The organism is Pseudomonas flavescens, assembly GCF_013408425.1.
GTDB classification, from domain to species: domain Bacteria; phylum Pseudomonadota; class Gammaproteobacteria; order Pseudomonadales; family Pseudomonadaceae; genus Aquipseudomonas; species Aquipseudomonas fulva_A.
In genome coordinates, this window is the sequence record NZ_JACBYV010000001.1 from 4,239,868 (window position 1) to 4,259,686 (window position 19,819).

Consider the following 19,819-nt stretch of genomic DNA (forward strand, 5'->3'; position numbering starts at 1 on the left):
CCTCATTGCAAGGTTGATTGGCGCAGCATCAAGGTGCCGTCGCGCTGACTGAATTCAAGTTGTTTCAAGGCGCTCATGCCCAGCAGGATTTCGTCGCCATCCATGCCTGGCGCGATGAGCGCGGATACGTCATGCAGCACGATATCGCCAAGCTGCAAGCGCTCCAGACGCGTGCGATGCGCCGTGGCGCGGCCATTGGCGGTGCTGATCTGCACAGGTGCCCCCGACTGCAGGCCCAGGCTGCGGGCAACCTGGCTGGGGATCGCGACCTGGGTGGCGCCGGTGTCGAGCAGAAAGGTCACCGAGTCACCGTTGATCTGCCCATCGACCAGATAATGCCCACCGGGACTGCTGGCCAGGCGCACCTCGACATAGTCGCTACCATGCACCGACTGCGGCTGACGGTTGGGATGGCGCTTGTCCTCTTCCCATTTGCCGAAGAAATGCGTGGCCAGCAGCAGCCCCGCCCCCCAAGCCAGGACCAGCATCACCCGGCCGGCACGACGGCCGGCGGTCTGCTCGCTCACCGCGTCGCACCCCAGCCACCGGCAGGCGCCGCGAAACGCCAGACCACCGGCCGACTCTCGCCGTCCGCACGGGCGTGGCCACCGTTGTCGAGACCGATCCAGGCACCTTCCGCATCCACCGACAGCGCCTCGGCAACGCCGTAGCTGACCGGATAGCGACGTTCGTCGGTCAGCGCATCCGCGGCGAACGACCAGCAGCGCTCGGCGTCACCGCTCGCCGGTGTGCGGCGGCAGATACGGTGGGCCTGTCGCTCCAGGGTAAAGAGTTTTTCCTCGTGAAAGGCCAGGCCGGAGAAGTCGACGGGAGCCGGTGCGCCGCCCAGGGCGTCGGGCGAAGCCTCCTGGCCGCCCTCGCTGAGCAGCACGCATCCCCCTTCGCAGCGCCAGGTGGCACGACGGTGATGCACCACCACCAGGCCACGCCGCTCTTTCTCGGCGGCCAGCCACAGGCGCTCACCAGCCGGATCGACGGCGATGCCCTCGAACTGCGAGTTGAAGTGCAGCAGCATGCCGCTGGCCCGTGCCTGGCGCACCATGCCCTCGGGCAATGCCAGCCACTGCGCATCGGCGGCGGGCGGCACCTGCAGTACTGCGGCATGACTTTCGCTGACCAGGTAGCGATTGCCCTTGGCGTCGCAGGCGATACCTTCGAAATCCAGATGACCACCGCGCACCAGGCCGGACACCCAGGCGCGCATGCGCAGGCCCCAGGGCAGCGGCATCACGGGTGCCGGCGGCGCCACGAAACGCTCGGCCTCGGCCTGCCAGATCCGCGCGGACGAGTCGAGACGATAGAGGCGATCATCGTCACGATCGGACACGGCCCACAACGCATCGCCGCACCAGGCAAGGCCGGACAGATTGCCCGACTCCATGCCGGCGACCGGGTGCTCGCTGAGCAGCTTGAGTTCCTCGAGTGGCGGGGTATCCGCCAGCACCGGCGTCAGAGCCGAAAACAGCACGACGCCGAGCAGTCGCCGCATCAGAGCAGCACCTCCGCCAGGTTGCCCTTGGACTCCAGCCAGGATTTGCGGTCGCCAGCACGCTTTTTCGCCAGCAGCATGTCCATGACCTCGCGAGTCCCGTCGTAGTCGTCGAGGGTGAGTTGCACCAGGCGCCGGGTGTTGGGGTCCATGGTGGTTTCGCGCAGTTGCGGCGGGTTCATTTCGCCAAGACCCTTGAAGCGGGTCACCTGCGGCTTGCCGCGTTTCTTCTCGGCCACCAGGCGGTCGAGGATGCCGTCACGCTCAGGCTCATCCAGGGCGTAGTAGATTTCCTTGCCCAGGTCGATGCGATACAGCGGCGGCATGGCCACGTACACGTGCCCGGCGTCCACCAACGGGCGGAAATGCTGCACGAACAGCGCACAGAGCAGCGTGGCGATGTGCAGGCCGTCGGAGTCGGCGTCGGCGAGGATGCAGATCTTGCCGTAACGCAACTGGCTCAGATCGCTGGAGCCGGGGTCGAGGCCGACGGCCACGGCGATGTTGTGCACTTCCTGGCTGGCCAGCACTTCACCGCCGTCCACTTCCCAGGTATTGAGGATCTTCCCGCGCAGCGGCAGGATCGCCTGGAACTCCTTGTCCCGCGCCTGTTTGGCGGAGCCACCGGCGGAGTCACCCTCGACCAGGAACAGCTCGCAGCGCATCGGATTCTGGCCAGCGCAATCGGCCAGCTTGCCGGGCAGCGCCGGGCCTTGGGTGATCTTCTTGCGTTCGACTTTCTTGCCCGCCTTGAGGCGGCGGCTGGCATTGCTGATGGCCAGTTCGGCCAACTGCTGGCCGAACTCCGGATGGGCGTTGAGCCACAGGCTGAAAGCATCCTTGACCACGCCGGAGACGAATGCGGCCGCCTCACGGGAAGACAGGCGCTCCTTGGTCTGCCCGGAGAACTGGGCGTCCTGCATCTTCATCGACAGGACGAACGCGATCCGCTCCCAGACGTCTTCCGGGGCCAGCTTGACTCCACGGGGCAGCAGGTTGCGGAACTCGCAGAATTCACGCATGGCGTCCAGCAGGCCCTGGCGCAGTCCGTTGACGTGGGTACCGCCCTGGGCAGTGGGAATCAGGTTGACGTAGCTTTCCTGCACCGAATCGCCGCCTTCCGGCAGCCACAGCAGCGCCCAGTCCACGGCCTCCTTGTTGCCGGCCAGGCTGCCGCAGAAGGGTTCGTTGGGCAGGCGTTCGTATTCGCTGACCGCATCGACCAGGTAGGAGCGCAGGCCGTCTTCGTAGAGCCACTCGACCAGCTCGCCGCTGGCCTTGTCATGGAAGCTCACCGCCAGGCCGGGGCACAGCACGGCCTTGGCCTTGAGCACGTGTTTGAGGCGGCTGACCGAGAACTTGTGGGAATCGAAATACTTGCCATCCGGCCAGAAATGCACACTGGTGCCGGTGTTGCGCTTGCCGACCGTACCGATCACTTCCAGATCGCTGGCCTTGAAACCATCGGCGAACGCCATGGAGTACTCGTTGCCGTCGCGCTTGACCCGTACTTCGACCCGGGTCGACAGGGCGTTGACCACCGAGATACCCACGCCATGCAGACCGCCGGAGAACTGGTAGTTCTTGTTGGAGAACTTGCCACCAGCGTGCAGCTTGGTGAGGATCAGCTCGACCCCAGGCACGCCCTCTTCCGGATGGATGTCCACCGGCATGCCGCGGCCGTCGTCACTGACCTCCAGGGAATTGTCCTCGTGGAGGATCACCTGGATGGATTTGGCGTGCCCCGCGAGGGCTTCGTCGACGCTGTTGTCGATGACTTCCTGGGCCAGGTGGTTGGGGCGGCTGGTGTCGGTGTACATCCCCGGCCGCTTGCGTACCGGATCAAGGCCGGAAAGGACTTCGATGGCATCTGCGTTGTAGGCGTTTTGCTGGGCCATAGGTCTCTGAAATGCTCTGATTAATCGGGGTTCGGGCGCGACCGGTCAGGACACGGGCGCGATGCCGGCGAAGGCAAACAGCATGGGCAGGCGCTCGGCGAAGCCCTGAAAACCATGGTCGCCGCCAGCCTCGATGCGCAGGGCGCAATGCCGGTAATACGCCTGGGCGTGCCGGTAATCGAGGGTTTCATCGGCAGTCTGCAGCCATACCTGATAACGGGCCGGATCAGTGGGCGGGGGCGTTTCGAGCTCCGCCAGTGCCGTCACGTGATCGGCAGTCAGATCCCACGTTTCGCCACTGTAATGGTTACGTTGCGGGCCGAGGTAGCCGTCGAACAGCCGGTGCGGGCACACCGCAGGGTTGATCAACAGCGCCTTGAGGCCATGCCGTTCGGCCAGGTGGGTCGCATAGTAGCCGCCCAAAGAGCTGCCGACCAGCACGGGGCGACCGAGCTCGGCAATCAGCGCCTCGAGCTCGGCGATGGCCTGGCGTGGATGATGATGCAGGGCCGGAACGCGCAGTTGCGCCTGCAGCCCCATGGCGGTCATGGCAGCGATCAACTGGCTGGCCTTGGTGGAAGCCGGCGAGCTGTTGAGCCCATGGATATAAAGAATGCTGGTAGTCATAACGGGAGGCTACTAGCGCCGCCCCATCAGCGGCAAGCCCTGCGGCTGGCGGATCGCCCCCAGCCATAGCGGATTTCATGCGGCAACGCGGCTTGCGCTGGAGCGTAGGCGGATCGCTCAGTAACCGCCGACACTGTAGTCGGGCTCGAAAACCATCCCGCTGACCCGCGACACCTCGGTTTCCAGACGACCGTCATCGTACAGGCGCAGCCAGCGGTAGCCGGGCGCCGTGCTGTCGACCTGAAACTCTTCGCTGCCGGGTGTGAACTGTACGCAGGTCGATGGCGAGGCAAGCAGGCGTACCTTGCCACGCATCTCGTCGATGGTTTGATGGACGTGCCCCCAGAGGACCGCCCGCGTTTGCGGAAAACGGTCCAGCACAGCGAACAGCGCCTCGGGATTGCGCAAGCCTATCGGCGCCATCCATTGGCAGCCGATGTCCACCGGATGGTGATGCAGGCAGATCAGATGGTGGCGATCGGGGGCCTCGCTCAGCGCCCGTTCGAGCAGCGCCAGTTGCGGATCCTGCAGGTAACCGGGCACAGCACCGGGGATCGAGGAGTCGAGCATGACCAACCGCCAGTTGCCGATATCCACGACAGGCTCGAGCAGGTCGGTGCCCACGCAGGCCGCCTTCATGGCCGGGATCTCGTCGTGGTTGCCGGGGATCCAGCGAGCCGGGGCATTCAGCGCGGCGCTCAGCTCGACAAAGCGCGCATAAGAGGCAGGGCTGCCGTCCTGAGACAGATCGCCAGTCGCCAGGATCATGTCGATGTTCGACTGTTCCTGAAGCACCAGATCGACCACCAGGCGCAGGCTGTCGGCGGTATCCATGCCCAGCAGCTTGCCGTCCGCGGCGGCAAACAGGTGACTATCGGTAAGCTGCACGAGCAGTACCGAAGAATCGGCGGGGGTGGACACGGACGCACTCGACAAGGTGCTTCTCCATAGAGGGCAAGTGCAAATTATGGAAGCGCGGCGTGGGCCCGGTAAACCCACTAATAGGGACTAGTTCACAGAAACCCGAAGCAGTTTGATAGCAAGACGCCATCTCACAGCAAAGGTTCGGTTTCGTGCCCACATGCCAGGCAGTGACTCAGCCATTCGCCGAGGAACACGTTGAGCTGGGTTTTCTCGTCCGGCTGGTGCATGGCGGCATTGGGATAAGGATAGATGCCGCGAAAGCGCCGTGCACTCTGGGCACCGGTGACCTCTGCCATGCGCGCATCGTGATAGACACGCACCTCCAACTGCGGCACGGGCAGCCACGGCAGGCTGTGCTCCTGACGTACCTGGACGGTGGAGGTGTACGGGCAGCACTCCACCACTTCCAGCGCCAGCACGCCAAGCTGCCGTTCACCCTGGCTGAGCGCCACACGGCGGGCAGCGTGAGCTTCGCGCATGCCGGGCAGCAAACGCATGAGCCGCGCGTAATTGGCCTCGCAAGCAGCCTGCAGTTCGATCAGATCGACCCGGTAGCGCTCACGCAGCAGATTTACCCCCATAGGCCCCTTACCTCGGCGCGATTGAGCGCCAGCCATTGCAAGGCGATGATGCTCGCCGCGTTGTTGATCTGCCCATCCTTGACCGCCTGCAAGGCATCCTCGAAAGGCCAGACCTGCACGCGAATGTCCTCGCCCTCTTCCTCGAGGCCGTGTATGCCGCCCACACCGGCGCTGTCGCAGCGACCGAGGAACAGGTGCACGAATTCGTCGGAGCCGCCCGGCGACGGGAAATAGCGCGTTATCGGCCACAGCGAGGTCAGCGTCAGCCCGGCCTCTTCCTCGGCTTCACGCAGCGCGACTTCGTCGGGCTCCTCGTTCTTGTCGATCAGCCCGGCTACCAGTTCGACCAGCCAGGGGTTGGCGGCCTTGTGCATGGCACCGACCCGGAACTGCTCGACCAGCACTACGCTGTCGGTCACCGCATCGTAGGGCAGCACGCACACGGCATCGTGGCGGATGAACAGTTCACGGCGGAGCACTGGCCCCATCTCGCCGGAAAACTGCTGGTGGCGCAAGTGAAAGCGATCCAGACGGTAGAAACCGCGGAAGCATTCTTCACGTTCGATGATTTCCACCGCATCCGGGCCGGGGGTAAAGGTTTCGGTCATCTGCTTTTCTCTCGTTTGCCTGCTTATTGAATGCATCCTAGGGGCTGTTAAGCCTCTCCCGCAAGCGACGCATCGAAACCCTGGCCGATCCGCTCGCATTGACGAATAATCGCGAACTCCACTGCCGTCAGGCAGTCGAACACCCGTCCTTCGCCAATGGCTTTCCTGCATGAAAACATCCTCCATTGCCCGCCTCGGCGCCATCCTCAGCCTGGGCCTGCTGCTCGGCGCCTGCCAGAGCCTGTCCGGGCCGGACACGCCAGCCGCCCTCGCCACCAGCAACGAGCGCTGGGAGCACAAGGCACCGGGTTGCGCCGCCCAGGACTGCCCGCTGGTCAACATCGAGCTGCAGCGGGTAACCGACCACCCCGAGCTCAATGCACGGATCGAGTCGACTCTGCTTGGCCTGGTGGGCACCGCCACCGGCGCCAGACCGCAATCGCTGGCCGATCATGAACGTGAGTTTCTCGCCAACGGCAAACCTGGCTGGGTCAGCTATCTGCAGGACAAGGTCATCAGCCAGCATGACCGCCTGGTGGTGATCGAACTGTCCAGCTACCACTTCATCGGTGGTGCCCATGGCGTTCCGGGTCGTACCTACCTGAACTATGACCGTGAGCTGAACAAGGTGCTGAGCCTGCAGGACTTCATCGTCCCTGGCGAAGAGGCCGCGTTCTGGCAGGTCGCCCAGCGCGCTCACCAGGCCTGGCTGATCGCCCAAGGGCACGGCGACGATGTGGAATTCCGCAAGACTTGGCCCTTCGAGCGCACGGCGAATATCGCCCTCAACCCCGACGCGGTGATGCTCAAGTACGATGTCGCCCGCCTGGCGCCCTACTCCGACGGCCACCCCGAGATCAAGATCCCTTACAGCCAGCTGCAGGGGATCCTGCGCCCGGCCTACATGCCCGGCGCCGCGGCACGCTGAGAGAAGGCCGGGTGAGCGGCAGCCCTGCCGTCCACCCGGCTGAGCGTCACACCTGCCGGTAGATCACCGAGCCCTCTTCCTTGAAGCGCTCGGCCTGCTCCTTGAAGCCGGCCTCGACCGCCTTGCTGTCGTCGGACAGACCGTTGACCTTGGCGTACTCGCGCACTTCCTGAGTGATTTTCATCGAGCAGAACTTCGGCCCGCACATGGAGCAGAAGTGGGCGACCTTGGCCGAGTCTTTCGGCAGCGTTTCGTCATGGAAGGCACGCGCGGTATCCGGGTCCAGGCCGAGGTTGAACTGATCTTCCCAACGGAATTCGAAACGCGCCTTGCTCAGCGCGTTGTCGCGGATCTGCGCCCCCGGGTGCCCCTTCGCCAGGTCGGCCGCATGGGCGGCGATCTTGTAGGTGATGATGCCGGTCTTCACGTCATCCTTGTTGGGCAGCCCCAGATGCTCCTTGGGGGTGACGTAGCAGAGCATCGCGCAGCCGAACCAGCCGATCATCGCCGCACCGATGCCGCTGGTGATGTGGTCGTAGCCTGGCGCGATATCGGTGGTCAGTGGGCCCAGGGTATAGAACGGTGCCTCGTCGCAGCACTCCAGCTGCTTGTCCATGTTCTCCTTGATCAGTTGCATCGGCACGTGGCCCGGGCCTTCGATCATGCACTGCACATCGTGCTTCCAGGCAATCTTGGTCAGCTCGCCAAGGGTCTCCAGCTCACCGAATTGCGCGGCGTCATTGGCATCGGCGATGGAGCCCGGGCGCAGGCCGTCACCCAGCGAGAAGCTGACGTCGTAGGCCTTCATGATTTCGCAGATGTCTTCGAAGTGGGTGTAGAGGAAGTTTTCCTTGTGGTGCGCCAGGCACCACTTGGCCATGATCGAACCGCCGCGACTGACGATGCCGGTAACCCGCTTGGCGGTCAGCGGCACGTAGCGCAGCAGCACGCCGGCGTGAATGGTGAAGTAGTCGACACCCTGCTCGGCCTGTTCGATCAGGGTGTCGCGGAACAGCTCCCAGGTCAGGTCTTCGGCCACGCCGCCCACCTTCTCCAGCGCCTGGTAGATCGGCACGGTACCGATCGGCACCGGCGAGTTGCGGATGATCCATTCGCGGGTTTCGTGGATGTGCTTGCCGGTGGACAGGTCCATCACCGTATCCGACCCCCAGCGAATGCCCCAGGTCAGCTTGGCGACTTCTTCCTCGATGCTCGAACCCAGCGCCGAGTTACCGATATTGCCGTTGATCTTCACCAGGAAGTTGCGGCCGATGATCATTGGCTCCAGTTCGGTGTGGTTGATGTTCGCGGGAATGATGGCGCGGCCACGGGCCACTTCGTCACGAACGAACTCGGCGGTGATTTCCTTGGGAATGCTGGCGCCGAAACTGTTGCCGGCATGCTGCTCCTTGAGCAGCCCGGCCGCGCGGTGCTCGGCGAGCTTCATGTTCTCGCGGATGGCGATGTATTCCATCTCCGGCGTGATGATGCCCTGTCGCGCGTAATGCATCTGGCTGACATTCTTGCCGGGCTTGGCGCGGCGCGGGTTGCGCACATGAGCGAAACGCATCTTGGTCAGCTCGGCATCGGCCAGACGGCGCTGGCCGAACTCCGAGGACAGGCCATCGAGGCGTTCGGTATCGCCACGATCCTCGATCCAGGCGCTGCGCACGTCGGCAAGGCCCTTGCGCACGTCAATGGTCACGCTCGGGTCGGTGTAGGGGCCGGAGGTGTCGTAGACGGTGACCGGGGCATTGATCTCGCCACCGAAGTCTGTCGGTGTCACGTCCAGGCTGATTTCGCGCATCGGCACGCGAATGTCCGGGCGCGAGCCCTGGACGTAGATTTTCTGCGAACGGGGAAAGGGCTGGATCGACTGCTCGTCGACCTGGGCGGACTCACTGAGGTTCTGTTGTTGTTTGACGCTCATCGGTTGGCTCCTCGGCTTGATGTCGGAGCGAACCTGATGGACGTGATGAAGCAACACCACGCCGTGGCTGTTTGAACATGCAGGATTCGTGAGAGCGCCGGCATGATCGAACAGCCAGGGCGCGGGCGCACCGCGAACGCGGTGCGGGGGTTTCCACCATGCAGGTCGCTGAAAACTATCCGCGTGCCATCGCACACGTTTTCAAACGATCTGTAGAGGTGGATACCTCTTGTTCCCTACGCAGGCCTTAACCTGATCAGGTTCAACGGGATCCGGAACTATCCGATCTCAGCCTCCGATTCGAGGCACCCCGACAAGAACTCGGCCAGTCTACTGACAGCTGCCCGCCGCAGCAACGCCGGCAGGACCCGCAGGTCGGATAGTGGCGCCTGCCTGCCCATCACCGCGCGCCTTGACCACCCCGATGGCCGGGCTTAGTCTCGCCGACTACTGCCCCCTCTAGGATTCGCTGACATGCTGCGCAGACTCTCCCTGGCCGTCGCCGTGACCGCTGCCTCAACCGCCACGGCCTGGGCAGATCCGGCCCCGCTGTCGGTACGCACCGACCTGATGTCGGTGTATCAGGAGGCCGCCGCCAACAATGCCGATCTGGCCGCCGCCCGAGCCGACTACCAGGCCCGCCGCGAAGGCGTACCGCAGGCCCGCGCAGGCCTGCTGCCGAACCTCAGTGCCGGCGCCCGGACGACGGACACTCGCACCGCCCTGCAACAGCCCTCCGCCACCCAGTCACGCAGCGGTACGCTGTACCAGGCCAACCTCAGCCAGCCACTGTTTCGCGCCGACCGCTGGTTCCAGCTGCAGGCGGCCGAAGCGGTCAGCGAGCAGGCCGCCCTGGAGCTTTCCGCCAATGAGCAGAACCTGATCCTGCAGAGCGCCGAGGCCTATTTCTCGGTGTTGCGCGCCCAGGACAACCTGGCCTCCACCAAAGCCGAAGAAGCGGCCTTCAATCGCCAGCTCGACCAGGCCAACGAGCGCTTCGACGTTGGCCTCTCGGACAAGACCGACGTGCTTCAGGCCCAGGCCGGTTTCGATACGGCAAGGGCCAATCGCATCATTGCCCAGCGTCAGGTCGACGACGCCTTCCAGGCCCTGATCACCCTGACCAACCGCGAATACCGGAGCATCGAAGGCATCCAGCACAGCCTGCCGATTCTTACCCCCGTGCCCAACGACGCCACCGCCTGGGTCAACACCGCGGCCGCGCAGAATCTCAACCTGCAGGCCAGCAACTTTGCCGTCGATGCGGCCGAGGAAACCCTGCGTCAGCGCAAGGCCGGGCACGCGCCGACCCTGGATGCCGTGGCCCGCTATGAGCGCGGAGACAACGACGCACTGGGCCTGAGCAACCCCAACTACACCGGGCAGAACTATGGCAGCGACGTGTCGCAACGCAGCATTGGCCTGGAACTGAACATTCCGTTGTACAGCGGCGGCCTCACCAGCTCCCAGGCCCGCGAGGCCTACCAGCGCCTCAGTCAGTCCGAGCAACAACGTGAAGGGCTGCGCCGTGAGGTGGTACAGAACACCCGCAACCTCTATCGCGCGGTGAACACCGACGTGGAAACCGTACAGGCTCGCCGCCAGTCGATCATCTCCAACCAGAGCGCGCTGCAAGCCACGGAAATCGGTTATCAGGTAGGCACGCGCAACATCGTCGACGTACTGGACGCCCAGCGCCAGTTGTACAGCGCAGTGCGCAACTACAACGACGCGCGCTACGACTACATCCTCAACAATCTGCGCCTGAAACAGGCTGCCGGCACCCTCAGCCCGGCAGATCTGGACGCTCTGGGTCGTTACCTGAAGCCGGACTACAACCCGGACCGCGACTTCCTGCCCACGGATCTGGCCAAGGCCGCCGAAGCACGCCTGCAAGGCGACGAGTAAGCGCAGGGGGAATGGACAATCTGCAGGGATACCGGATCAGGCCCACAATGAATAGAGATTGGCCCACGCCCGCAGCGTTGCAGCGAAACTCAGGGCAGACGGGCAGACTCTAGACGATCAGCCTTCCCAACCCATCCAGCAAACGCTGCAGCGCGCCCTGGTTGGACTTGAGCACTGCCAGCCCGGCCTCGCGCATGGCCGCCGCACGTGGTGGCTCGTGCAACAGCACCGCGACCTGAGTGCCGAGCGCCTTGGCATCCGCCACCTCGCAGAGCGCGCCACGCTCGAGCAACTGCGCGGTGATCTCCTGGAAGTTGAAGCGATGTGGCCCCATGATTACCGGAAGCCCCAGCGCCGCTGGCTCCAGCGGATTGTGCCCGCCCGTCTCGACCAGGCTGCCACCCACGAAAGCGACATCGGCCAAGCCATACAGAAACATCAGTTCGCCCATGCTGTCGCCGAGCAGTACCTGCACACCAGGGTCAACAGCCTCGCCCGAGGAGCGACGCACGAAGGTGAGGCCGACCTCACGCAACTGCGCAGCGGCGCTGTCGAAACGCTCGAGATGACGCGGCACCAGGATCAATAACGCATCCGGCTGCGTGGCGAGCAGTTGCTGGTGTGCCTGGATGACCAGCGCATCTTCCCCCTCACGGGTACTGGCGGCGATCCATACCGGTCGTCGCTGCGCCTGCCACCGCTCACGCAGCGCCGTGGCGCGCGCCAACACGTCGGTATCCACCTGCTGGTCGAACTTGATCGAGCCGGTCACCTCGACCGTTTCAGGCCGTGCTCCGAGGGCGACGAAGCGCTGCGCCTCGACCTGGCTCTGCACCGCGAGCAGGTTCAGCTCAGCGAGCATCGGCGCAGTGAGCTTGGCAAAGCGCCCGTAGCCTCTGGCCGAGCGCTCGGACAGTCGACCATTGGCCAGGGCCACCGGAATACCTCTACGGGCACATTGGTGGATGTAGTTGGGCCACAGCTCGGTTTCCATGATCACCGCCAGGCGCGGACGTACTCGCTCGAGAAAGCGCGACGCAGCCCAGGGCAGGTCATAGGGCAGATAGCAGTGCTGGACGCGACCGGCGAACTGCGCGTCGGGAAACAGCGCGCGAATGCGTTCGGAGCCGGTCGGTGTCATGCAGGTCAGGGTGATCGGCAGATCCGGATAGCGCGCCAGCAGCTCGCGCACCAGCGGCGCTGCCGCGATGCTTTCACCGACCGATACCGCGTGGACCCAGATACCGCCTGGACGCAATGGCGGCAGACCTAAAGCAAAGCGCTCGCCGACACGCTTGGTATAAGCAGGCGCGCGCCAGGCTCGCCAGATCAGACGTAGACCGATCAACGGCAGGCAGAGGTGAAACAGCAGGCTATAGAGATATCGGTTCATGGCGGCGAAGCTTAGGGATGCCGACGTTGCAGCACAAGCAGGCACAGAGCGCCGGCCACAAGCGTACGCATCAAGGCTCCAGTATGCGCAGCCGATCACCGAGATAGCGTACCAGCCACTGCGCGGCCGGGCCCAAGGTTTCATCACGGCGAAACACCAGCTCCACCGGCAGTGGCGGCGCGATCCAGTCGCTGCTCAGCTCGATCAAATGCCCTTGATAAGTTGGGTATTGCGCCACGTGCCTAGGCAGGCACGCCCAGCCCAGATTACGCATCAGCAACTCAGCCATCACATAAAAGCTGTCGGTGCGCCAGGCCGTCGGGCTGATTCGTTCGTTACCCGGGTAGTGGCTGTCCTGCAGGGTAATCAGCAACTGCCGGTGCTGGGCCAACTCACGACGGTCGACGGAGCGCCCCTGGGCAAGCGGATGAGCGGCCCCGCAGACCATGACCATATCCACCATGCCCAAGCGGCGACGCTCCAGCTCGGCGGGCATGCCTTCATGGTGAAACAGCAGGCCCAGGTCGGCACGCCGCTCGAGCAACTGGCGCGCCACCACGCCCTGGCCGCCGCTGGTCATCTGCACCTCGACCCGCGGGAACGCCTGGGCCAAGGCCTCCAGGCTGTCGAGTATCGGCGGCATCGGCAGCGCCTCATCCTGAGCCAGGCGCAAACACACCTCCTCGCCTTGCGACAACCCCAAAGCCCGCCCCTCCAGCCGTTCGGACTGACGCAGCAACTCGCGGGCCTCTTCGAGTAACGCCTGGCCGGCTTCGGTCAGGCGCGGCTGACGCCCGCTGCTGCGCTCGAACAAGCGCACCCCCAGATCATCCTCCAGCGCAGCCACGGCGGTACTGACCGCAGATTGCACCCGGCCGAAACGTCGCGCCACGGCAGAAAAGGAGTTGCCGTCGGCAACGGCTACGAATACTTCGAGCTGCTCAAGAGTCCAGCGCACAACCTATCTCCAATCAAGATAGGTAATGAGTTTACCTAACAGAATGAACCCGTAAAATCGGTCCCCTGTTAATAGGAGTGCTGCCGATGAATGGTTATCTCTATCTCGCTCTGGCCATCGCTGCCGAGGTGGTTGCAACCACGTCCATGAAGGCCGTCGATGGCTTCAACAAACCGTTGCCGCTGCTGCTGGTGATCGCCGGCTACAGCATCGCGTTCTGGATGCTGATCCTGGTCGTACGCACCATTCCGGTGGGCATCGCCTACGCCATCTGGGCCGGCCTGGGCATCGTCCTGGTCAGCATCGCGGCGATGTTCGTCTATGACCAGAAACCGGACCTGCCCGCGGTCCTGGGCATGGGCCTGATCGTCAGTGGCGTGGTGGTGATCCAGTTGTTCTCCCGTGTCACTGGGCATTGAGGCAGGCGCTTGAAGCTTGCCGCTCTCACGAGGGTTATACTGCGCACCTGTTTTCCCTAGAGGCGCCCGCATGTCCCTAACTCTGAGCACAGACGTCCTGATCGTCGGCGGCGGCATCGCCGGCTTATGGCTGAATGCGCGCCTGCGTGCCAACGGCTATGCCACGCTGCTGCTGGAGCGGGAAAGCCTGGGCGGCGGTCAGAGCGTCAAGTCCCAGGGGATCATCCACGGCGGCGCCAAATATGCCCTGCACGGCGCCCTGAGCGGCGCCTCGGAAGCCATCGCAGACATGCCGCGACGCTGGCGCGAGGCGCTGGACGGCAGCGGCGAGCTGGATCTGTCTGGCGTACGCCTGCTCTCCGACGCTCATTATCTGTGGTCGCCTGGCACCCTGGCCGGCAACCTCACCAGCTTCTTCGCCAGCAAGGCGGTGCGCGGCCGAGTCGATCAGGTCAAGGGCGAGCAGTTGCCGCCCGCGCTGCAGAACCCGAAATTCAAGGGCAAGGTCTATCGCCTGGCCGAGCTGGTGGTGGACGTACCCAGCCTGATTGCGCGCCTGGCCGATCTCGCCGGTGACAGCCTGCTCGCCGCCGACGCTATCGAGCCCCTGCACGAAGGCGGGCAACTCGTTGGCCTGCGCGTCGATGGCCGGGAGATCCGTGCGCAGCGTATCGTGCTCAGCGCAGGTCGCGGCAATGCCGGGCTGCTGGCCAGCCTGAACGTCGCACAGCCCAGTCAGCAGTTGCGCCCGTTGCACATGGTGATGGTCAAGGGGCCGACGCTGAAGCCGCTGTACGCCCACTGCCTGGGCGGCGGCCCCAAGCCGCGGATCACCGTTACCAGCCATCCAGGGGCCGATGGCGAATGGGTCTGGTACCTCGGCGGCGACCTTGCCGAAGCCGATGGCGTGGCGCGCGACGAAGCGGCGCAGATCGAGGCGGCGCGCAAGGAGCTCTCTCAATTGTTGCCCTGGGTGGACTTGTCCACAGCCCGCTGGGCGACGCTGCGGGTGGAGCGCGCCGAACCCGCGCAAAGCGGCCTGGTTCGCCCCGACAACGCCTTTCTCAGTGACCAGGGTGCACTGCTGGTCGGCTGGCCGACCAAACTGGCCCTGGCGCCGGACTTCGCTGATCGTGTGCTGAGCCACCTGGAACGGGATGGCATCCGCCCCGCCGTTCATCCGCCGTTGCCCGAGCTGCCGCGCCCGGTCATCGGCCGCACCGCCTGGGAGACCTCGTTTTGATACGTGATCTGCAAGGTCTGCACCGCCCGCTGGGATCGACCGGCCTGAGCGTTTCCCCTCTGGGCCTGGGCACGGTCAAGCTGGGCCGCGACCAAGGCGTCAAATACCCCAACGGTTTCACCATTCCTGACGATCATCAGGCTCGCCAACTGCTGAATCTCGCCCGCCAGCTGGGCATCAACCTGCTCGACACCGCACCAGCCTACGGCATCAGCGAACAACGCCTCGGCCCACTGCTGCGCGGCCAACGCCAGGACTGGGTGATCGTCAGCAAGGTCGGTGAGGAGTTCGACAACGGTCAGTCGCATTTCGACTTTTCCAGCGCCCATACCCGCCGCTCGGTGGAGCGCAGCCTGAAACGTCTGGAAACGGACTACATCGACCTGGTCCTGGTGCATTCCAACGGTGATGATCTGTCGATCCTGCGCGACGAAGCCGTCTACGACACCCTTGCCGAACTCAAGCAGGCCGGGCTGATCCGAGGCTTCGGCTTCTCTGGCAAGACGGCAGAAGGCGGTCTGCTGGCCCTCGAGCGGGGTGACTGCGCGATGGTGACCTACAACCTGGGCGAGCAGCATGAGCGCCCGGTATTGGACTATGCTGCCAGTCACGCCAAAGGCATCCTGATCAAGAAAGCCCTGGCCAGCGGGCATGTCTGCCTGGAAAGCGGTGTCGATCCGGTGCGGGCAAGCTTCGAGCTGATCTTTGCTCACCCTGGGGTCAGCAGTGCCATCGTCGGCACGATCAACCCGCTGCACCTGGCTCACAACGTCGCCATGGCCGCTGAAGTGATCGCGGGCACCAACACCGGTAACAAAGAATCAGGAGAGTGATGAACTGGCGTGTTTGGCACGCCATTGACGCCGCTTATGCGGCCGACCCCGACGCAAGAAGGAGCCGACATGCCGCGTATCATTTCCCGGAAAGACCCTGCCACGTTCAAGACCATGCCGCTGTTCGTCGAAGCCTCGACCGACGGTATCGTCTATCAGAGCCTTGGCCGCCCGCTGAACTTCAGCGAAGTGCTGGAACGCCGCAAGCCGGTCGAGCTCAACGACAGTCAGCGCTTCGCCGTCGAGCTGGCCAACCTGGGCGTCTCGGTGCGCCTGACCCTGAATTGGCAAGGCCGCGAATACTGGCTGCTGGTGCGTCAGCGACGCCTCGATCGTGGCGACGTCGTGCTCAAGCTGATCTCAGGCTATGTGCCGGCTCATGAACTCAACCTGCCGCTGCTGACCGCAATTCAGGAAGTGGCCGAAGAGTGCCTGCTGGAAACCAGCGAAGGCTGGCTGCACGGACGCTTCGGCGATACCTGGCTACCAGCACCCTACGAGGGGACGCTCAGGTACCGCGATGGCGTGCACTTCCAGCTAAGCCCACTGTCCGGCGCAGCGCGCCCCGTGCAGTGCGGTAACCTGACCTTGCTGGAACGCCCCCGCGCTTACGTGCACGTGCCAACGGCTTCGTTGCAGCTGGTCTACGACATGCGCCTGGACCTGCCCAAGGAAGCCAAACAGCCCAGCCTGCTGCACGTTGACGAGCATCTGGAGAACGGCAAGCTGATCGCGCGGCTGGATCACAGCCGCCCGGACCTCTATCTGATTCCCCTTGAACAGGGCCGGCCGACGGCAGAGCTGATGACCCTGCGCCAGGGCCAACTGGTGCCTGCCAACACCCGTGGCCTGTGGCTGGCCGAGAGCTTTGCTGCCCAGGATGGCTGGCTGGTGCGCGATGAACGCATTCGCTGGAAGGACTGGCTGGCGCTGCAGAACGTCAAGCCGAAGGCCCACAAATCTGGCCCTGGCACCAACCGCGCCGGCACGGCACAGGTACCGAGAGTTCGCCTGGATACCGCTGCAGCGGTCTGACATGCGGGCATGTGCACCTCGCCCCGCCCGGATCCTACTATCGAGGATTACAGAGCGCATAGCAAAACCCCGCCGAATGGCGGGGTTGATGCTCAACGGCTGCGTATCTTCTCGACGATGGCGGTGGTCGAGCTGTTCTCGACCAGCCCCAGGACGCGCACTTCGCCGCCGCAGGCCAGCACGATATCGGCGCCAACCACCTGATCGATGCCGTAGTCGCCACCCTTGACCAGCACATCCGGCTGAACCTGCTTGAGCAGGCGCTCGGGCGTGTCCTCGCTGAAACTCACCACCCAGTCCACGGCACCCAGGCCGGCCAGCACCGCCATGCGCCGATCCACGGCATTGATCGGACGGCCGGGCCCCTTCAGGCGACTGACCGAAGCATCGTCGTTGATCGCGACGACCAGACGATCACCCTGGGCACGCGCCTGCTCAAGGTAGGTCACATGACCGGCATGCAGGATGTCGAAACAGCCATTGGTGAATACGATCTTCTCGCCATGAGCGCGAGCATCTTCAGTGGCCAGCAGCAGTTGCTCCAGGCTCAGCACACCACGTTCGGAGCCCTCCTCACGCTGTACCGCACGACGTAGCTCGGGAGTACTGATCGCCGCCGTACCCAGCTTGCCGACGACGATACCCGCAGCCAGGTTGGCCAGTGCAACGGCTTGAGGCAGCTCTTCACCTGCCGCGATGGAGGCTGCCAGTGTCGAAATTACCGTATCCCCGGCCCCCGTCACATCGAACACTTCCCGCGCGCGGGCGGGCAGGTGCAATGGCGCATGGTCCGGGCGCAGCAGGGTCATGCCATGCTCGCCGCGGGTCACCAGCAAAGCACCCAGATCAAGCTCACGCATCAGGCGAGCACCACGGCTGACCAGCTCGGCTTCGTCTTCGCAACGCCCGACGATGAGCTCGAACTCGCTGAGGTTCGGGGTGATCAGGCTGGCGCCGCGATAGATGGAGAAGTCCTTGCCTTTCGGGTCGGCCAGCACAGGAATGCCTCGCGCCCGTGCGGCCTGAATCAGCACCTGATGGTTCTGCAGGGCGCCCTTGCCATAATCGGACAGCACCAGCACCTTGACCTCATCCAGCAACTGCTCGACCTGCCGTGCCAGCGCATCGGCGTCGGTATGGAAGGGCTCTTCGAAGTCCATGCGCAGCAACTGCTGATGACGACTCATGACCCGCAGTTTGACGATGGTCGGCTGACTCTCGATGCGCTGGAAGTAGGTTTTCACACCAATGGCTTCCAGGCTCTGACGCAGGCTTTCCGCCGCCTCGTCCTCACCGGTGACACCCACCAGCACAGCAGGCGCACCGAGCGCGGCGATATTCAGCGCAACGTTGGCCGCGCCGCCTGGTCGGTCCTCGATCTGCTCGACCTTGACCACGGGCACCGGAGCCTCTGGCGAAATACGCGAGGTAGCGCCGTGCCAATAACGATCAAGCATGACATCGCCCACCACGAGAACGGGGGCCTGATCGAAACGGGGCATGGATAACTTCATGCGGAAACTCCGGATATGCAAAATCGTCGCGGAGAATAGCACATTGGCCATGGCCACTCCGCCGTCAGGCCTTGGCAGCGACGTTCAGCGATCCAGCGGTCGCACCCAGAAAAGCTCGTGCCGACGTACCGCCTTGCGGAAGAATTCGTCTTCGCCCGCCTGAGGCCAGCGCCGCGCCGCCAGACACCATTGAATGAAGCGACGCAAACGCTTCTTGAAGGGTAGCGGCGTTTGCAGATCGTGCTGCATCGCCAGCGCCTGGCTCTTGTCGACCAGCTCCTGATCATCGAGTAGCGGGCTCCACAGCTTGTCGGCAGGCAACGGCTCGATACAGGGCGGCAATGCTACGCCATTGCCCGCAGGGCCCATGGGCCAGCGATCATTGTCGGCGAGATGGTTGGCGTAAAGCAGCTGTACATCCGGGCGCCAGCCACCGAGCTCGATTGCCTGGTGCAGCGCCCTGCTGGACTGGACATGGTCGGGATGCGGATCCAGCTGCGGGTGAGGCAAGACCACGACCTCGGGCCGAAAATGCTGCAGCAGCGCCGCCATATCGGCCACCAGATTGTTCCAGGTAGGCAACCCATCGGTATCCCCAGGCAACCTGAACGGATTGAAACGTCGCACGCTACGGATATCCGAATCGCCCGACTCCAATGACACGAAGGGCATGCTGGGTTCGCCCTCCATTTTCGTCAGCTGCATGCAGTAGTAGCCCAACTGCACGCAGTGACTCGGCGGCACGCCTCCCCACAGCGGCACGGTATGGCTGCTCCAACTGCGCAGGCGACCTTTTAGCCGCGCAGCCGCCGTGTCACTCAGGCCCAGACGCCGATAGAACTTCGCCTCGATCTCGCCCTGAGTCAGTGTCACGATGGAGGCTTCGATACAACGGCTGTAAAGCCCGAATGCGGCCAGTTCGGCGTCATCGGCATGCGGAGCGATGACCATCACCCGACGACCGGCATAGTCGGGATTGCTGAAGCAATGCAGAGTCGCCTCGCTGGACAGCCTGCAGAACCGCCCGCGCACCCTCAGTCGCCCATCACGAAGCGCCGCAAGGCAACCGGACAGGTTGACGAAGCGTACCCCGTTGACGCCTCTTTCGAAGTCCTGTCGATCGAGATGCGCGCCTTCCCCGATCAGCACATTCGGGTCCAGCCAGCGTCCCAGCCAACTGCTGCGAACGTGAACGGCCAGCACCAGTGTTTCGGCACTGTCAGGCAATGCGGCAGTAGCGGGCGCAACACGACCATCGCGCCCGATGCGTACCGACAGGCTCAGGCTGTCTGCCGGAAAATCGTAGCGATAGTCGTCTTTGGGCGAATAGAACAGATGGTCGGAAAACCAGGCTTCGTGGGCAATCCATGCCAGAACGAGAACGACCGGCGCCGTCCCCCATGAGCCGAACCAGTCGAGGGCGACCAGAACCGGTAAGGCAACGACCATGAGAATGCGCTTGTTACGCCGATGCCGACGTAACAACTGCTGCTTGCGTGCTTCCATACAC

The 19,819-nt window shown here is 64.0% G+C and carries 18 protein-coding genes and 1 riboswitch; of the genes, 6 read left to right on the forward strand and 12 right to left on the reverse strand.

What is annotated here, in order from left to right; genetic code table 11:
• Nucleotides 1-2: 2 nt before the first annotated feature.
• The 7 genes from FHR27_RS19045 to FHR27_RS19075 all read right to left on the reverse strand — a co-directional run bounded on the left by FHR27_RS19045 (nucleotide 3) and on the right by FHR27_RS19075 (nucleotide 6,148).
• Complete coding sequence (locus FHR27_RS19045; RefSeq protein WP_042553936.1) at nucleotides 3-527, reverse strand: retropepsin-like aspartic protease family protein; 525 nt, start codon at nucleotides 525-527, stop codon at nucleotides 3-5.
• Nucleotides 524-1,513, reverse strand: coding sequence for an esterase-like activity of phytase family protein (locus tag FHR27_RS19050; protein WP_257027124.1), 990 nt, complete (start codon nucleotides 1,511-1,513; stop codon nucleotides 524-526). Before FHR27_RS19050 ends, FHR27_RS19045 begins: the two co-directional genes overlap by 4 nt.
• The gene (gene parE / locus FHR27_RS19055; RefSeq protein WP_042553934.1) at nucleotides 1,510-3,408 is read right to left on the reverse strand and encodes a DNA topoisomerase IV subunit B; all 1,899 of its coding nucleotides are present in this window, start codon (nucleotides 3,406-3,408) and stop codon (nucleotides 1,510-1,512) included. Before parE ends, FHR27_RS19050 begins: the two co-directional genes overlap by 4 nt.
• Nucleotides 3,409-3,453: 45 nt before the next feature.
• Complete coding sequence (locus tag FHR27_RS19060; protein ID WP_042553933.1) at nucleotides 3,454-4,035, reverse strand: YqiA/YcfP family alpha/beta fold hydrolase; 582 nt, start codon at nucleotides 4,033-4,035, stop codon at nucleotides 3,454-3,456.
• A 117-nt stretch (nucleotides 4,036-4,152) separates the two neighbouring features.
• A complete protein-coding gene (cpdA, locus tag FHR27_RS19065) occupies nucleotides 4,153-4,971 on the reverse strand; it encodes a 3',5'-cyclic-AMP phosphodiesterase (protein WP_042553932.1) in 819 nt (272 codons plus the stop codon).
• 116 nt (nucleotides 4,972-5,087) lie between these two features.
• Nucleotides 5,088-5,540: a DUF1249 domain-containing protein gene (locus FHR27_RS19070; RefSeq protein ID WP_042553931.1), complete on the reverse strand. Its 453-nt coding sequence runs from the start codon at nucleotides 5,538-5,540 to the stop codon at nucleotides 5,088-5,090.
• Nucleotides 5,531-6,148 (reverse strand): NUDIX domain-containing protein, encoded by a 618-nt coding sequence (locus FHR27_RS19075; RefSeq protein WP_042553930.1) that lies wholly within the window; start codon nucleotides 6,146-6,148, stop codon nucleotides 5,531-5,533. Before FHR27_RS19075 ends, FHR27_RS19070 begins: the two co-directional genes overlap by 10 nt.
• A 169-nt stretch (nucleotides 6,149-6,317) precedes the next feature.
• On the opposite strand from FHR27_RS19075, the gene FHR27_RS19080 reads away from it, so the two are divergent.
• Entirely contained in the window at nucleotides 6,318-7,076 is a 759-nt protein-coding gene (locus FHR27_RS19080) for an RsiV family protein (protein WP_179539291.1), read from the forward strand.
• A gap of 46 nt (nucleotides 7,077-7,122) precedes the next feature.
• Here FHR27_RS19080 and thiC read toward each other — a convergent pair whose 3' ends face one another.
• Nucleotides 7,123-9,006, reverse strand: a complete 1,884-nt coding sequence (gene thiC / locus FHR27_RS19085; RefSeq protein WP_042553928.1) for a phosphomethylpyrimidine synthase ThiC — start codon at nucleotides 9,004-9,006, stop codon at nucleotides 7,123-7,125.
• Between the two features lie 216 nt (nucleotides 9,007-9,222).
• Nucleotides 9,223-9,329, reverse strand: a riboswitch (TPP riboswitch).
• Nucleotides 9,330-9,480: 151 nt separating this feature from the next.
• Between thiC and FHR27_RS19090 the strand changes: the two genes are divergently transcribed.
• Nucleotides 9,481-10,914, forward strand: a complete 1,434-nt coding sequence (locus FHR27_RS19090) for a TolC family outer membrane protein (protein WP_042553927.1) — start codon at nucleotides 9,481-9,483, stop codon at nucleotides 10,912-10,914.
• Between the two features lie 109 nt (nucleotides 10,915-11,023).
• Here the strand turns inward: FHR27_RS19090 and waaA are convergent, their stop codons facing one another.
• Entirely contained in the window at nucleotides 11,024-12,307 is a 1,284-nt protein-coding gene (gene waaA, locus FHR27_RS19095; protein ID WP_042553926.1) for a lipid IV(A) 3-deoxy-D-manno-octulosonic acid transferase, read from the reverse strand.
• A 70-nt stretch (nucleotides 12,308-12,377) separates the two neighbouring features.
• Nucleotides 12,378-13,265, reverse strand: coding sequence for a LysR family transcriptional regulator (locus FHR27_RS19100; protein ID WP_042553925.1), 888 nt, complete (start codon nucleotides 13,263-13,265; stop codon nucleotides 12,378-12,380).
• Nucleotides 13,266-13,351: 86 nt separating this feature from the next.
• Here FHR27_RS19100 and FHR27_RS19105 point away from each other — a divergent pair, with 86 nt between their 5' ends.
• From FHR27_RS19105 to FHR27_RS19120, 4 genes are all read left to right on the forward strand, one after another.
• A complete protein-coding gene (locus tag FHR27_RS19105) occupies nucleotides 13,352-13,684 on the forward strand; it encodes a DMT family transporter (RefSeq protein ID WP_042553924.1) in 333 nt (110 codons plus the stop codon).
• A gap of 70 nt (nucleotides 13,685-13,754) precedes the next feature.
• Nucleotides 13,755-14,927, forward strand: coding sequence for an NAD(P)/FAD-dependent oxidoreductase (locus FHR27_RS19110; RefSeq protein ID WP_179539292.1), 1,173 nt, complete (start codon nucleotides 13,755-13,757; stop codon nucleotides 14,925-14,927).
• On the forward strand, nucleotides 14,927-15,760 hold the full coding sequence (locus FHR27_RS19115) for an aldo/keto reductase (protein WP_444964387.1): 834 nt from the start codon (nucleotides 14,927-14,929) through the stop codon (nucleotides 15,758-15,760). The genes FHR27_RS19110 and FHR27_RS19115 overlap by 1 nt, the downstream gene beginning before the upstream one ends.
• Nucleotides 15,761-15,829: 69 nt before the next feature.
• Nucleotides 15,830-16,795 carry a hypothetical protein gene (locus FHR27_RS19120; protein ID WP_042553921.1) on the forward strand — a complete coding sequence of 322 codons (966 nt, stop codon included), beginning with the start codon at nucleotides 15,830-15,832 and terminating at the stop codon, nucleotides 16,793-16,795.
• A gap of 92 nt (nucleotides 16,796-16,887) precedes the next feature.
• On the opposite strand, the gene hldE is transcribed toward FHR27_RS19120, so the two are convergent.
• A complete protein-coding gene (gene hldE / locus FHR27_RS19125; RefSeq protein WP_042553920.1) occupies nucleotides 16,888-18,309 on the reverse strand; it encodes a bifunctional D-glycero-beta-D-manno-heptose-7-phosphate kinase/D-glycero-beta-D-manno-heptose 1-phosphate adenylyltransferase HldE in 1,422 nt (473 codons plus the stop codon).
• Nucleotides 18,310-18,393: 84 nt separating this feature from the next.
• Nucleotides 18,394-19,815, reverse strand: a complete 1,422-nt coding sequence (locus tag FHR27_RS19130) for a PIG-L deacetylase family protein (protein ID WP_042553919.1) — start codon at nucleotides 19,813-19,815, stop codon at nucleotides 18,394-18,396.
• Nucleotides 19,816-19,819: the final 4 nt, after the last annotated feature.